Raw genomic sequence first — 15,248 nt, forward strand, 5'->3', positions numbered from 1 at the left:
CATTTGGTGTACCGATAATAGGGAAAGTAAAACTGAAAAGGTCGTCTGAAAACTGTTTTTCAGACGACCTTTTGTCGTTTTATCGCTCAAGAAAGTGAAGGAATTACGACCGAACCTGCCCGTCGCCCAACACTATCCATTTCTGCGAAGTCAGTCCGTGCAGACCGACGGGACCGCGGACGTGGATTTTGTCGGTGGAAATGCCGATTTCCGCACCGAGACCATACTCGAAGCCGTCGGCGAAGCGGGTGGAGGCATTGACCATGACGCTGGCGCTGTCGACCGTGCGCAGGAAAGTGCGGGCGTCGGTGTAGGATTCGGTTACGATGCTGTCGGTGTGGTGGCTGCCGTGGGTGTTGATGTGGGCGACGGCTTCTTCGAGGCTGTCGACGATTTTGACGGAGAGGATGGGGGCGAGGTATTCGGTGTCCCAGTCTTCTTCGGAGGCCGTCTGAATGTGGGGCAGGATGGACAGGGTACGCGGGCAGCCGCGCAGCTCGACGTCGCGGTCGGCGTATTTCTCCGCCAATACGGGCAGGATTTCGGCGGCGCGGCTTTGGTGGACGAGCAGGGTTTCCATGGTGTTGCAGGTGCCGTAGCGCGAGGTTTTGGCGTTGAAAGCGATGTTGACGGCTTTTTCGGCGTCGGCGGCGCGGTCGATATAGACGTGGCAAATGCCGTCGAGGTGTTTGATGACGGGTACGCGGGCTTCGGCGGCGATGCGGGAAACCAACGATTTGCCGCCGCGCGGGATGACGACGTCGATAAACTCGGGGCTTTGCAGCATGGCGCCGACGCTTTCGCGGTCGGTGTTTTCAATTAGGCTGACGGCCGCTGCGGGCAGGCCGTTTTCAACTAACGTCTGCGTAATCAGTTTGGAAAGCGCCATATTGCTGTTGAAGGCTTCGCTGCCGCCGCGCAGGATGCAGGCGTTGCCGGATTTGAGGCAGAGGGCGGCGGCATCGACGGTTACGTTGGGGCGGGATTCGTAAATGATGCCGACAACGCCCAACGGTACGCGCATTTTGCCGATTTGCAGGCCGTTTTCGCGGGTGCGGAATTCGTCCATTTCACCGACGGGGTCGGGCAGGGCGGCAATCTGGCGCAAACCTTCGCACATGGCGTCTATGGTTTTTTCAGTCAGCCGCAGGCGGTCGAGCAGTGCGTCGTTCAAACCTTTCTGCGCGGCCTGTTCCATATCTTGGGCGTTGGCGGCGAGGATGGCGGTTTGATGGTGTCTGATGAGTTCGGCGGCGCACAGGAGCGCGGCGTTTTTTTGCGCGGTCTCGGCGGCAGCGACAATATAGGAAGCCTGCTTGGCAGCGGACGCAGTGCGGAGGACATAGTCTTGGATATTTTGCATGGTGTTTCTGCGGGAAAAGTGGGAATGGGTTGATGATAAGGTCGTCTGAACGGGAATTCAATACAAAACAGGGTGAAGGCGGCTCTAACTTGCGGTTTGTTTCACGGCAGTATGGAGTTTCAAGGTCAATGGTGGAAAGGTCGTCTGAAAATTTGAAAGTTGGATTCAAGAAACAATGGGTCGGGCATTTATTAAGACTTCCGCATAGGCAGGGGCGGGAATAACGATGGCGGATAAACACTGTATCGGGAATGGGTAGATTTCGTGGGCAAAGCCCACGCTACTTCTGTCTGAAAAGATAGGATGAAGGAAAATAAGAAGCCTCTATGCCGTCATTCCCGCGCAGGCGGGAATCCAGAGTCTTAAAGCTGTACCAATCTTTAAACATTCCTAAAAATCAAGGTCTGGATTCCCGTCTGTTTTCAGACGACCTTTTGTCGTATGGTCTTACTGCTGATTACAGGATTGTCGGTTGATGTTTATTAGGATTCCGTTTCCGCCAATTCCTCTGCGGCTTTTTGAACCATGTCCGGCGTGAGTTTGTTCAGACAGTCGGTATGACCGAGCGGGCATTCGCGCTTGAAGCAGGGTGAGCATTCGAGGTGCAGGCTGACGATTTTGGCTTTTTGGCTCAAGGGCGGGGTGTGGTCGGGGCTGGACGAGCCGTAGGCGGCGACGAGTTTGCGGTCGAGGGCGGCGGCGAGGTGCATCAGGCCGCTGTCGTTGCAGACGACGGTGTCGGTGCAGGAGAGCAGGTCAATCGCTTCGGAAAGGTTGGTTTTGCCGCAGAGGTTGGTGCAGAGGTTGTCTGAAAGTCGGTTGATTTCTTCGGCGATGTCGAAATCTTTTTGTGAACCAAAGAGCCAAACTTGCCAGCCTTCCGCCAGATAGCGGCGGCCGAGTTCGGCGAAATGGCGTGCGGGCCAGCGTTTGGCGGGGCCGTATTCCGCACCCGGGCAGAAGGCGAGAACGGGTTTGTCGGTGTCCAAACCGTATTTGGCAAGCGCGGCGGCGCGGCTTTCGGGGGAAATGGTGAAATGCGGGTTGTCGGAATGTCCGTTGAAATCCGCCTGCGTCGGATGAGCGAGGGCGGTGTAGCGGTCGACCATCAGGGGCAGGGCGGCTTTGTCGAGTTTGCGGATGTCGTTGAGCAGCAGATAGCGCGATTCGCCGACGTAGCCGGTGCGCTGTTTGATGCCGGTGGCGAAGGCGATGAGGGCGGATTTGAGCGAGCCGGGCAGGACGATGACTTGGTCGTAACCCTGTTTGCCCAGTTCGCGCCCGATGCGCCAGCGTTTTTTCAGTTCCAACGCGCCGTGTCCGAACGGGTTTTCGATGACGCGGCTGATTTCGGGCATGCGTTCGAATACCGCCATCGACCATTTGGGCGCGAATGCGTCTATGGTGCAGCCGGGATGGAGTTCGTGCAGGCGGCGGTAAAGCGGCTGGGTCATGACGCAGTCGCCGATCCAGCTCGGGGTGATGATGAGAATTTTTTTGGACATGGTGGTAGGGTAGGTTTGTATTGCGCGATATTGTAGCCGATTTAAAAAGGTCGTCTGAAAAACATTTTCAGACGACCTTTTTGCATTGTGGCGATTAATGCCAACGGCTGTCGTTTTCGCACGGAATACCGTCATGATCACCGTCCATTTTGGTGTTTGGGCAGTTTTTGATAAAAAATTCCGCCTCTTCCAAAGAGTTCATTTGGGAACAGTGCTGACGACCGTCGCATTTGAATGCAGTGGTAGTGTCGGTGGCGGCGGCGGAGCCGGTTGAAGCAGTTGAACCGTGTTTGAAAGCAGTACGTCCGCTTGCGGCGTCTTTCCATGCCTTGCGTTCGGCTTTCATCTTTTCGGCAACTTCGGACACCATTGTAACCGGTGCAGCCGCCGTTGTTTCCTGTACCTGACGGCGGTATTCCTGCCAATAGTTCCAGCCGAACCATCCGCCTGCGGCCAAGAGGGCAATGACGGGGATGATCCACAGGAGTTTGGAAAAGGCTGCTTTAAAAGGCTCAGGCTCGGGGGCGAAAAAGTCGGCTTCGCCGATGCAGTCGGAAGCGAAGCAGATGTTTTCCGCTTCGTCGCGTCCGCGTCTGCCTTTGATAATTTCAAACGATACGCGCTGACCTTCGGCGGGCGGGTGCGGCAGCGTGGTGAAGGCGGAGAGCGGGGCGAATATTTCTTTGCCCATGTTTTCTTCCCGGATGGCTCCGAACCTCCGGTTGTCGTTCCAGCGGATGATGGTTCCGTAATGACGCATTTTATCTATATAGAATAGTTGTTGTTTAGGTCGGTATTTTAAACGAAATCTATAAATGGACAAGGGGAGGGGTTGATATTTATATGTAAATTTCGGGTTTTTGAATTAAGAAAGATATTTTTGAAAACAGGTTGTTAATATTTTTATGATTGTATGGGTGCTTTGTTGTTGTCGTGCCGGGGTCGTCTGAAAACTCGTCTTCATGTTTTAGCGAACGTGCTTTATCCGCTTTCAGACGACCTGTGTGTTGCATCAAAGCAAAGATTGCTGCCGCACGATGGCGCGGATGACGGCGCGGTTTGGATTTAGGGCGGTGCGCAGGCGTTGGGACAGGGGCTGAGGCAGGTCGAGGATGTCGGCGGTAATGGCGGCAGCGCAGACGGGGGCGGTGGCGAGTCCGCGGGTGCCGTGGGCGGTGTTGATGTAGGCGTTCGGCAGGTAGGGACAGGGGATGTTGTCGAGGCGGTAATTTTTGTCCAACGCGAGTTTGGCGTAGGCGGTCTGCATGGCGGCGATGTCGCCGAGCGCGCCAACGACGGGCAGGTGGTCGGGGCTGTCGCAGCGCAGGGCGGCGTGTCCTTGCGGCGGGGCAGAGAGGTCGTCTGAAACCGAGCAAAGCGGGTTTTGCTCAAACAATGATTGCGCCAATGGCGGGTTGAGTTGTTGCAGGGCGGCGCGGTTGGCGGTTTCTTCGTGCGGATACCAAGCGTCGTCGTTACTGTTGAGGACGAAGGTTGCGCCGTAGCAGTGTCGCCCTTGCCAGCTCGGGCTGATGTAGCTTTCGCCGGATAGCGCACAGCGCAGGCGTTTGGAAAAACCGCTTGCTGCCGCCACGCCGGTTTGCCCGCGGATTTGGCGGAAAGGCAGGGCGGAGACGTTGGCGTCGGCGGCGTTCGGGCTGTGTGCGCCCATGCAGTAAATGATGTGAGTTGCGCTGAAGCTGCCGTGTGGTGTGTGCGCCGTCCAGTTTGCGCCGTCGTATTCGGCGGAGGATAAGGGCGTGTTTTCGTGCAACTCAATCAGCGGATGATTCAGTAAGGCGCGGACAACGGCGGGCGGGTTCAGCCATACGCCCTGCGGCCAGTAGAGGCCGTCTGAAAAGACGTCTATGCCTGCGATTTGCGCCGCTTCGTCGGTGGACACGCTGCGGTAAAGGTGGGCATGATGCTGCTGCAAACCCAATGCCTGATTGCGTTTGCGTTCGGCTTCGTCGAAATTGAGGTGCAACACGCCGTCGCCGCCCCAGGCGTCGGAATCGGGCAGCAGGTCTTGCAGCAGGCGGCGGGTGTAGCCGTAGCCCGCCAGCAGCAGTTCGGTCTGCTCGGTGTCGTGCGGTGAGATTTTGGCGTAGAGCAGCCCTTGTCGGTTGCCGCTGCCGCCTTGCGCCGCTTTGCCCGCTTCCAAAACGGTAACGCGCACACCGTGTTCCGCCAGTTTGCGCGCGGTCGCGGCGCCGGCTATGCCCGCGCCGATAACCAGCGCGTGTTCGGGCGGAGTGGTAGATTGTGGTCGTCTGAACCAAGGTTTGACGGGCTTGGGCGCAGCTTGCGGTACGGCTTCGGTCTGCCATTCGATACGGTCGAAATGTTCGTGCAGGCTGTCGGCGCGGTGTGGCGGAACAAGCCAGAGATGCACATTAGGCAACAGGTTTTCCAGAAAGTTGACGCTGTTGAACTGAAGGCATTTTACAGCTTGGTCGAGGCGGTTTTTCAGACGGCCTTCCAGCTCGGTCGGGGCATCGGACAAATGAAAATCAGGAATGCGGTTTTCGCTCAGACAGGCAATCAGATGCAGCGGCGCGGGATGAGTTTCAATCACGCGGGCAAGTTCGGCGGGGGCGGGCAGGGTGTTCCAAGCGAGGATGGGCATGGTGGGGTCGTCTGAAAAAGTGGGGAAACAGATAAAAGTATCTCAGTAATTTTTATCGTCTTTTATCATCAATTTTTAGTGTAAATGATTGATGAATTTTGTTATTCCAGCTTGCGCGGGAATGATGGAATGTGTGTATTTGGGATTTGAACGGATGGTTATTAAAGGTCGTCTGAAAACTGGGCAATCGGGTTTCAGACGACCTTTGATGTTTATACGAGTTGTTCGCCCCAGTGTAATTTTTGGCGCAGGGTTCGGAAGTATTGGTAGTCGGTGGGATGGAGGATGCGCAAGGGGTTGTGGTAGCGGCGGATGATGATGCGGTCGAGGTTTTGTACGTCGATGAAGGATTGTCCATCGAAATGGACGCGGGCGTCGCCGCTTTGGGTAACGAGGATTTCGATTTCGGAGGTGTCGGGGATGGCGATGGGGCGGTTGGTCATGGATTGGGGGCAGATGGGCACGAGGGTGAAGGCGTGCAAGCCTGCCTGCATGATGGGGCCGCCTGCGGCAAGGGAGTAGGCGGTGGAGCCGGTGGGAGTGGAGACGATGAGGCCGTCGGATCGTTGGGTATAAACGAATTCTTGGTTGATGAAGACTTCGAACTCTATCATTTGTCCGGCACCGCCGCGCGAGAGGACGGCGTCGTTGAGGGCAAGGGCGCGGTGGATGGTTTCGCGGTCGCGGACGAGGGTGGCTTCGATGAGGATGCGCTCTTCGGGCAGGTATTTGCCTTCGAGGACGAGTTGCAGCTCTTCGGTCATGTTTTCGCGGGGGATTTGGGTGAGGAAGCCTAAATGCCCTTGGTTGATGCCGATAACGGGTACGGTGCGCGGGGCGATTTCGCGGGCGACGGAGAGGAATGTGCCGTCGCCGCCGAGGACGATGACGAGGTCACAGTGTTTGCCCAAGTCGGATTTGCTGACGATGTGGCAGCCGACGGTATCTTGAACATAGATGCAGCGCTCTTCTATGCCGATTTCGTCCAGATAGACGGTGAGGCCGTGTCCCTGCAGGAAGTGGATGAGGGTGTGGGCGGTGTTTTGGATTTCGGGGGTATTGGGGCGGGTTACGATACCGATGTTGTGAAACGGGCTGTTCATAGGCATAGGGTCGTCTGAAAGTTAGTCTATCCAGATGTCGCGTTCGAGCCGGTCGAGGCGTTCATTAAGGCGGGCAACGTCGTCGCGCAGTTTGTCCACTTCTTCCATCCAGGCGGACAGGGTGGCGGCGTCGATAACGGGGGATTCGGGTTCGCGGGAAAAATCGCTGATTTGCTCGGCTATGCTTTGTCCGATTTTTTTGACGGTTTGTCCGATGTTTGCAGCGCGTCCGCTGATGCTGCCTGCGAGTGAGTCGCCGAAGATGCGGGCGAGGTCGTCTGAAGCGTAGTAGCGCAGGCTGCCGAGTATGGGCAGGACGGTCATACCGAGCATAAGGTCGCCTTCGAGGCTGATGTCGCCGACGCCGGGTTCTTGTCCGGTCAGGATTTTGCGGATGGCGCTTTGATGGAAGGTGATGAGGGTGTCGGCAGGCTGGTCGGCGGTTTCGAGGAAACCGTCGTGATTGATGTGTCCGGTCAGCCCGAATCCGGCGAGGTTGAGGCTCAGGGTTTTGCCTGACAGGCGGGACAGGTCTTGTCGGTGTTCCGGATTTTGCTGTATCAGGTGGTTGATAACGGGAAATAGGGCGGACATAGCGTGTTCTCGATACTTTCGGGCTTGTGGTTGTATAGTGGGTGAACTTGATTTGTGTGGCGATGTTCCGCCTTATCCTGATTTTGTTGACTCACTATGTTAAGTAAGACTGTGTTTTTTGGTTTTGGTTTTGCCGCTGCCGAAAGGTCGTCTGAAACGGTCGCGGAGCCGTAATTTTACAGGCTTAAGCCGTCGGCGGAAACGGTATTTACAATTTTGCCGCCGCTTGTGTCATCAGGCGCGAAATCGGGTGGCGGGAGACCGAGTTTGGCGGCTTCGGCGGTGTAGAAATCGCGGCGGGTCGGGTGGCGCGGTTCGACAATGTTGCGGATGCGCCTGCCGTTTGGATGGAGGGTCGTCTGAAACAGGGTGTCGATGGCGATGTCGCGGTGGACGATATTGACGGGCTGGTTGCCGCCCGGGATGTTTTGCTTTTGAACGAGGCGGCTGACGGGATGGCGTTCGGCGCAATAAAGCCCGCCCAGCCGCAGGATGTCGATGTTCGGAACGCCGCTGTCGAGCAGGTATTGCTCGGCGGCGACGATTTGGCGGGCGGACTCGGTTTGCGGGTCGGGTGTTGCAGTTTCGTCGCATTCGCGCGCTTTATCGCCGTAAACGCTGGTGCTGCTCGTGAAAATCAGGTGTTGCACGTTACACGCTCGGGCAAGTTCTGCCCATTGTTTGACGGTGTCGGCGTAATGCGTCAGCGAGGATGGCGGCAAAAGGCAGAACCAAACGGGTTTGTCGGCGTGGTGCTGCCAAAAGCTTGTATCACGGGCAAGGTTCGCGCTTTGAAACACGTCGTCTTGATTGAGGTCGAGGGCGTCGAGGCGTATGGGCAGATTAATATCGTCCGAAGTCAGGCTGCGTTTGACGGCAGCGACTCGGCTGCCGTGTTCGTAGAGTTTCTGCGCCAAAGGACGGCCGAGATAGCCTAAGCCTAAGATGGATGCGTCGGGGGAAGTATTCATGATTTTGATGGTTTAGATGTAGTCTTTTACGTTCGGGCTTCTGCCAAACACAGCTTCGTGAGATTGGCGGATACAGAGCCGGTTGAACATGACGCGTTGGGTTTGGTCGCCGTCGATAATCTTCACTTTGCCTTGCAGTTTCGGCGCGTCATGATGGAAAGTATTTTTAAAACCGTGCCAGCGTGCGGCTTGCAGGTGGACGACGGCAAACATATCGTGGGCAATATTGACGCCGATGCTGATGAGTTCGGATGATGCCTGAAGGCAGAAACCGCTGTCGCCAAAGAGGCACAGCCCCGTATCGTCGGGATAGCGGAACAGCTCGATTTTCACGGCTTGCGGTTCGGCAAAAACGGCGCAAAACAGCCGCTCGAACAGCGACGGTTGCGAAACGCCTTCGCTCAACATGCCATACAGCCCTGAGAGCCAGTTGACATAGCCGAGAAAGGAGAAATGGAAATCCTGCATGATGGATTCGATGCGTTTCGGGTCGCGGCGGCTGATGAGGCTGACGAACTCGAATCCCGCTTCGGGGAGCCGTGAGCGCAGGATTTGAAGCAGGCGGTAGGCAAACGGGTTTTGATGGTTGCGGGGATTGCGCAAAATGCCGAGGAATTTGAGCCGCAGCACGCGCCACAGCGCATCGGGGACGTTGACTGAGTCTGTTTCGGTGAAACCGGCTTCGCTCGTTTTCAGACGACATCCGGGCAGCGCGCGCAAGTGTTCGCAGGCATCTTCATAGCCGCTTTCGTGGCGGTTGAACCAGCTTTCGAGGTTGTATTGGTTGCCGGTGTTTTCAACGAAAGCCAGCGTATAGAGGTTTTTCGCCGACAGATTGCCGATGATGTTGACGCTTGCAGCTTTAGGCGTGGCGGCCGGTTTGGCAGCGTGTTTGCGTTTTTTCCTTTCATCATGCGGCTGATGGGAATGAGTGCCAAACAAGGATAGGGGCAGCCGGTAAACATTTTGGTTTTGCGGGCTGACTTGGGGATTGTGCGCATGCTGCCGTTGTTCGGTTTGGGCGATATAGTGGTGTTCCTTGGTCAGATTCGCCGTCAAAAGCGCATAGGGCTTGCTCCTGCCTTCGGGCAGAGGCTGGTCGCCTAGGATGAAAACTTGTCGGGTCATGGTTTGGGAAAGGTCGTCTGAATGTGCCGATTATAGTTTATCGGGGCAAAGGTATTCAAAATCCCTGCAATAGATTGGAACGCAGGTTTTATAGCCGATTGAAATAAAAGGGCTGTCATTCCCGTCCGTGTTTATACAGTGACGGGAGAAGGCATTAATTGTTTTGGTTTGAACTGGCTGGATTGAGTTTTCAGACGACCTAAAAACGGTTTTTCAATTCCCGCAGCGCGGCGAATACTTCCAAACCGCTACTCAATCGCTTCCCTGCCAATTCCTCAACCCGTTCGCGGACATGGGGCAAATCGACCCGTAAAAACGGATTGATTTTGCGTTCATGTGCGAGGGTTACAGGCAGGGTCGGCGTATCTTCAGCCGCGCGTAAAGCCGCTTGAATATCGGGATTTTCCGGTTCGATAAATTCGGCAAAACGCAGATTAGAGGCGGTGTATTCATGCGCGGGATAAAACAGCGTTTCTTCGGGCAACTTATTGAATCTTTGGAAACTGTCGTACAAATCTTCTATCGTTCCCGTAAATACCCTGCCGCAGCCTGCAGAGAATAATGTGTCGCCGCAGAAAACGTGCAGACCTTCGGCGTTTTCCAAAAGATAGCTGACGTGGCGGTCGGTATGACCGGGCGTCGCCCACACGGTAACCAGCCCATCGCCGAATGGAAACTGCGTACCAGCAGTAACCGTATGCGTTGCCAAGTCAATATCCGCCTCTCCGTACACGGGCGATTCCATAAAGCCGTTTTTGAGGGATTGGACTCCGCCGATATGGTCGTGATGCAGATGGGTAATCCATGTTTGCGCCAACATCAGGCGGTTGCGGACGAGGAATACCAAAACCGGCGTGGCATCGGACGGATCGATGCAGGCGGCGTGATTGCCGTCTTGAATCATCCAGATGTAGTTGTCGTTCAGGGCTTTGACAGGGGTGATGTTCATAATGTGGTTTCCTCACTTGGAAATAGCGGATTTTAGCTGATGATGAAAAGGTCGTCTGAAAATCTTGAACAAGTTTTTCAGACGACCTTTTGTATGAACGGATAAAAATAGCGGCAGAGGGTTCGGATTATTTTTGATCTATGTGTTCATATCCGGGGCAATCTGCATTGCTTGCCCAAAAGATACCGTCGCTGTCGAGATAGACGGAGCAGGTCTCTTTGCTTTTGTATCCGTCATTCGGTTTGGCTTCGAGCAGGAAGCCCGAGGCGGACGGATTCTTTTTCTCTTCTGGGGTGTTTTGATAGTCGAAAAACCGGATGGTGAAGTATTCGTTTTGAACCAGGTCTGTTGCCGGGAACTTCTCAAACGTACGGTTTTGCGCGTAGAAGCGTTCGAGATTATGGGCATTGATCATGAGCTCGGAACGGACGTTCTCCAAACGGCTTTTACGGATAAAGCGTTCGTAGGACGGATAGGCAAGGGTGGCAAGGATGGCGAGAATGACGATGACGATGAGCAGCTCGACCAGCGTGAAGCCTTTTTGTAATGTGTTTTTCATGATGTATGTCTTGATTTTTATTGTACCTGGGAAGTCAGGCTCTAATTATAGTTCTTTTCTCCCATTTTGAATGTTTGGATAAATTTCAGAATTGGGAAACTATGTAAATGGGTCGCAATATCTTGGAAATGGTTTTTTATAAAATGATTATAAAACAGATTATTATGATTTTATTTGATTTGCCGTTGACTTGGCTGGAGTAAAGGCTTGCAGTAAAATCCGCTCGTTTTCAGCGTTTTCGGCGGATAAGTGTTGGGATTATGCGACATGAATCGGGTGCCGGATTGAACAGATGAAATGGATGAATCAGAAAGTCGGTTATGGCAAAAATCATTAATAAATGGACGGTCGGAATAACGGTTGCTGCGGTGCTTGGGTTTGCCGCGTGGTCTTATTTTCAGCCCGAACCTCAAACTTCTTACATCACGGAAACGGTCAAACGCGGCGACATCAGCCAGACGGTATCCGCTACGGGCGAGATTTCGCCGTCGAATTTGGTGTCGGTGGGCGCGCAGGCTTCGGGGCAGATTAAGAAGCTGTACGTCAAGCTCGGACAGCAGGTTAAAAAGGGCGATTTGATTGCGGAAATCAATTCGACCACTCAGGTGAACACGCTGAATACGGAAAAATCCAAGCTGGAAACGTATCAGGCGAAATTGGTTTCTGCCGGAATTGCGCTGAACAGTGCGGAGAAGAAATACAAGCGCGAAGCGGCTTTATGGAAGGAAAACGCGACTTCCAAAGAGGATTTGGAAAGCGCGCAGGATGCGCTGGCGGCGGCTAAGGCGAATGTTGCCGAGCTGAAGGCTGCCATCAAGCAAACCAAAATTTCCATCAATACTGCCGAGTCGGAATTGGGCTATACCCGCATCGTTGCGACGATGGACGGTACGGTGGTGGCGATTCCGGTGGAAGAAGGGCAGACCGTGAACGCGGTGCAGTCCACGCCGACGATTATCCAGTTGGCGAATCTGGATACGATGTTGAACAAAATGCAGATTGCCGAAGGCGATATTACGAAGGTGAAGGCGGGGCAGGATATTTCGTTTACGATTTTGTCCGAACCGGATACGCCGATTAAGGCGAAGCTCGACAGCGTCGATCCGGGCTTGACCACGATGTCGCTGGGCAGCTACACCACCAGCACGGACACGACTTCCAATGCGATTTACTACTACGCCCGCGCTTTGGTGCCTAATCCCGACGGCAAACTTTCTATCGGTATGACGACGCAGAATACGATTGAAATCAACGGCGTGAAAAACGTTTTGCTCGTGCCGACGCTGACGATTAAAAAACACGACGGCAAATCGTTTGTCAGCGTTTTGGGCGCGGACGGTAAAGCTTCGGAACGCGAGATTACGGTCGGTCTGAAAGACAGCATGAATACCGAAGTGAAAAGCGGTTTGAAAGAAGGCGACAAGGTAGTGATGTCGGAAATGAGCGCGGCGGAGCAGGCTGAAGCGGCGCAACGCGCCATGCAGGGCGGTCCGCCGAGATAAATAGGCAATAGGTCGTCTGAAAGTTTTGTTTCTTGGCAAAATCCCGCTTTCAGACGACCTTTTCACTCCATACATCATTATCGGTCGGAAACACTTATGAGCTTAATCGAATGTAAAAACATCAACCGCTACTTCGGCAGCGGCGCGAACCGCGTTCATGTTTTGAAAGATGTCAGCCTGTCGATAGAGAAGGGCGATTTCGTCGCCATCATCGGGCAGTCCGGTTCGGGCAAATCCACGCTGATGAACATCCTCGGCTGTTTGGATAGCGCGACTTCGGGTTCGTATCAAATCGACGGCATCGAAACCGCCAAAATGGAGCCGGACGAATTGGCGGCATTGCGGCGCGAACGCTTCGGCTTTATTTTCCAACGCTACAACTTGTTGGGCTCGCTGACGGCGCGGGACAACGTTGCCCTGCCTGCCGTGTATATGGGCATGGGCGGCAAAGAGCGTTCCACGCGTGCGGAAAAACTGTTGCAGGATTTGGGTTTGGAAGGCAAAGAGGGCAATAAACCCAGCGAGCTTTCCGGCGGTCAGCAGCAGCGCGTCTCCATCGCCCGCGCCCTGATGAACGGAGGCGAAATCATCTTCGCCGACGAACCGACCGGCGCGCTCGATACAGCCAGCGGCAAAAATGTGATTGAAATCATCCAAAAGCTGCATAAAGAAGGACATACCGTGATTATGGTGACACACGATCCCGGTATCGCCGCCATCGCCAACCGCATCATCGAAATCCGCGACGGCGAAATCATCTCCGACAGTTCAAAAAATCCCGAAATCCCAGAAAGCAAAATAGAACGCATCAAAGAAAAATCTTCGTGGCTGTTTTATTACGACCAATTTATCGAAGCCTTCAAAATGTCGGTGCAGGCGATTATGGCGCACAAAATGCGTTCGCTCCTGACCATGCTCGGCATCATCATCGGCATCGCCTCGGTCGTGTCCGTCGTCGCTTTGGGCAACGGCTCCGAGAAAAAAATCCTCGCAGACATCAGCGCGATGGGGACGAACACCATCAGCATCTTCCCCGGACGCGGCTTCGGCGACAGGCGCAGCGGCAGGATTAAAACCCTGACCATTGACGACGCCAAAGTCATCGCCAAACAAAGCTACGTCGCTTCCGCCACGCCGCAAACGACCTCCGGCGGCACGCTGACCTACCGCAACACCGACCTGACCGCCTCGCTGTACGGCGTGGGCGAACAATATTTCGACGTGCGCGGGCTGAAGCTGGAATCAGGGCGTCTGTTTGACGAGAGCGATGTGAAAGAAGACGCGCAAGTCGTCGTGATCGACCAAAACACCAAAGAAAAACTCTTTGGTACAGACGTCAATCCACTGGGCAAAACCGTCCTCTTTAACAAACGCCCGCTGACCGTCATCGGCGTGATGGAAAAAGAAGAAAACTCTTTCGGCAATTCCGACGTATTGATGCTCTGGTCGCCCTATACGACCGTGATGCACCAAATTACCGGCGAGAGCCACACCAACTCGATTACCGTCAAAATCAAAGACGACGCCAACACCCAAGTCGCCGAAAAAGGGCTGACCGAGCTGCTCAAAACGCGGCACGGTACGGAAGACTTTTTCATGAACAACAGCGACAGCATCAAGCAGATGGTTGAAACCACCACAGGCACGATGAAACTGCTGATTTCCTCCATCGCCCTGATTTCATTGGTGGTCGGCGGTATCGGCGTGATGAACATTATGCTGGTGTCCGTAACCGAGCGCACCAAAGAAATCGGCGTGCGAATGGCGATCGGTGCGCGGCGCAACAACATCCTGCAACAATTCCTGATTGAAGCGGTCTTAATCTGTATCATCGGCGGCTTGGTCGGAGTAGGGCTGTCCACTGCCATCAGCCTTGTGTTCAACCATTTCGTCACCGAATTTCCGATGGAAATTTCCATCGGTTCCGTCATCGGCGCGGTCGTCTGCTCGACGGCTATCGGCGTGGCGTTCGGTTTTATGCCCGCCAACAAAGCCTCCAAACTCAACCCGATTGACGCCTTGTCTAAGGATTAAAGTTTCAGACGACCTCCAAACCCAAAAGGTCGTCTGAAAACCCCGTTTGGCTATTGTCATCACAATGAACATACACACATCGAGAAAAACCGAATGATTACCCTACATGTATTGGCACAATCCCGCGCACTGCGCATCGTCTGGCTGCTCGAACTCATCGGCGCGCCGTATCAAATCAAAACCTACGCGCGCCATCCCGAAACCCTGCTCGCGCCCGACGAACTCAAAGCCGTACACCCGCTGGGCAAGTCCCCCGTTATCGACGACGACGGATTCGTACTCAACGAAAGCGGCGCGATTACCGACTACCTGATTCAAACCTACGGCGGCGGACGCTTCATGCCCGAACACGGCAGCCGAGATTACTGGCATTACCAACGCTGGCTGCACTATGCCGAAGGTTCGCTGATGCCCTTGCTTTTGCTCGGGCTGGTGTTCCGCAAAATAGAAAACGCGCCCATGCCGTTTTTCGTCAAACCCGTCGCACGCAAAATCAGCGGCAACGTCAAAAACGGCTTTATCGAGCCGCAAGCCGCCCTGCATCTAGCCTATTTCGAAAACGAATTAAACGGCAAAGACTGGCTGGTCGACAACCGACTCAGCGGCGCCGATATCATGATGAGTTACCCGCTGCAAGCCGCCGCCGACCGCTTCGGATTGGCGGACTATCCCAACATCCGCGCCTATTTGCAGCGCATCGAAAACGACCCCGCCTATCAAACGGCGGTAGAGAAAGCAGGCGGCCCGCTGTTGCGTTTGGATAAATAAGGTCGTCTGAAAAAGCAAAAGTAGGGTCCGGCAGCCCGACGAGATACCGAACACACAGTTCACACAATACATTGCGAAAACAGCCCGAGCGTCGTCCGAACCCGCAACATATAGTGGATTAACTAAATCAGGACAAGGCGAAG

Annotated in this window: 13 protein-coding genes; 3 read left to right on the forward strand and 10 right to left on the reverse strand. The window is 54.6% G+C overall.

Going from position 1 to position 15,248, the window contains the following annotated elements:
* Positions 1-103: 103 nt before the first annotated feature.
* The 10 genes from NSCA4_RS0112275 to NSCA4_RS0112320 all read right to left on the reverse strand — a co-directional run bounded on the left by NSCA4_RS0112275 (position 104) and on the right by NSCA4_RS0112320 (position 10,801).
* Complete coding sequence (locus NSCA4_RS0112275) at positions 104-1,363, reverse strand: glutamate-5-semialdehyde dehydrogenase (RefSeq protein ID WP_016688384.1); 1,260 nt, start codon at positions 1,361-1,363, stop codon at positions 104-106.
* A 482-nt stretch (positions 1,364-1,845) separates the two neighbouring features.
* Positions 1,846-2,868: a lipopolysaccharide heptosyltransferase II gene (gene waaF, locus NSCA4_RS0112280; RefSeq protein WP_016688385.1), complete on the reverse strand. Its 1,023-nt coding sequence runs from the start codon at positions 2,866-2,868 to the stop codon at positions 1,846-1,848.
* 94 nt (positions 2,869-2,962) lie between these two features.
* The gene (locus NSCA4_RS0112285) at positions 2,963-3,559 is read right to left on the reverse strand and encodes an excalibur calcium-binding domain-containing protein (RefSeq protein WP_438284947.1); all 597 of its coding nucleotides are present in this window, start codon (positions 3,557-3,559) and stop codon (positions 2,963-2,965) included.
* Between the two features lie 321 nt (positions 3,560-3,880).
* On the reverse strand, positions 3,881-5,497 hold the full coding sequence (mnmC1, locus tag NSCA4_RS0112290) for an FAD-dependent 5-carboxymethylaminomethyl-2-thiouridine(34) oxidoreductase MnmC1 (protein WP_016688387.1): 1,617 nt from the start codon (positions 5,495-5,497) through the stop codon (positions 3,881-3,883).
* Positions 5,498-5,709: 212 nt separating this feature from the next.
* Positions 5,710-6,600, reverse strand: coding sequence for an NAD(+) kinase (locus tag NSCA4_RS0112295; protein WP_016688388.1), 891 nt, complete (start codon positions 6,598-6,600; stop codon positions 5,710-5,712).
* Positions 6,601-6,621: 21 nt separating this feature from the next.
* Positions 6,622-7,194, reverse strand: a complete 573-nt coding sequence (locus NSCA4_RS0112300; protein WP_016688389.1) for a ubiquinone biosynthesis accessory factor UbiJ — start codon at positions 7,192-7,194, stop codon at positions 6,622-6,624.
* A 176-nt stretch (positions 7,195-7,370) separates the two neighbouring features.
* A complete protein-coding gene (locus NSCA4_RS0112305) occupies positions 7,371-8,165 on the reverse strand; it encodes an SDR family oxidoreductase (protein WP_016688390.1) in 795 nt (264 codons plus the stop codon).
* Between the two features lie 12 nt (positions 8,166-8,177).
* Complete coding sequence (locus tag NSCA4_RS0112310; RefSeq protein ID WP_016688391.1) at positions 8,178-9,293, reverse strand: hypothetical protein; 1,116 nt, start codon at positions 9,291-9,293, stop codon at positions 8,178-8,180.
* 199 nt (positions 9,294-9,492) lie between these two features.
* Positions 9,493-10,242 carry a hydroxyacylglutathione hydrolase gene (gloB, locus tag NSCA4_RS0112315; RefSeq protein WP_016688392.1) on the reverse strand — a complete coding sequence of 250 codons (750 nt, stop codon included), beginning with the start codon at positions 10,240-10,242 and terminating at the stop codon, positions 9,493-9,495.
* Between the two features lie 127 nt (positions 10,243-10,369).
* Entirely contained in the window at positions 10,370-10,801 is a 432-nt protein-coding gene (locus NSCA4_RS0112320; protein ID WP_016688393.1) for a type IV pilin protein, read from the reverse strand.
* 320 nt (positions 10,802-11,121) lie between these two features.
* On the opposite strand from NSCA4_RS0112320, the gene NSCA4_RS0112330 reads away from it, so the two are divergent.
* The 3 genes from NSCA4_RS0112330 (at position 11,122) to NSCA4_RS0112340 (ending at position 15,105) form a co-directional block, all read left to right on the forward strand.
* Complete coding sequence (locus tag NSCA4_RS0112330) at positions 11,122-12,303, forward strand: efflux RND transporter periplasmic adaptor subunit (RefSeq protein WP_016688395.1); 1,182 nt, start codon at positions 11,122-11,124, stop codon at positions 12,301-12,303.
* Between the two features lie 96 nt (positions 12,304-12,399).
* Entirely contained in the window at positions 12,400-14,337 is a 1,938-nt protein-coding gene (locus NSCA4_RS0112335; protein ID WP_016688396.1) for a MacB family efflux pump subunit, read from the forward strand.
* A gap of 93 nt (positions 14,338-14,430) precedes the next feature.
* Positions 14,431-15,105 carry a glutathione S-transferase family protein gene (locus tag NSCA4_RS0112340; RefSeq protein WP_016688397.1) on the forward strand — a complete coding sequence of 225 codons (675 nt, stop codon included), beginning with the start codon at positions 14,431-14,433 and terminating at the stop codon, positions 15,103-15,105.
* Positions 15,106-15,248 lie beyond the last annotated feature (143 nt).

The organism is Neisseria sicca 4320, assembly GCF_000193735.1.
Taxonomy (GTDB): domain Bacteria; phylum Pseudomonadota; class Gammaproteobacteria; order Burkholderiales; family Neisseriaceae; genus Neisseria; species Neisseria sicca_E.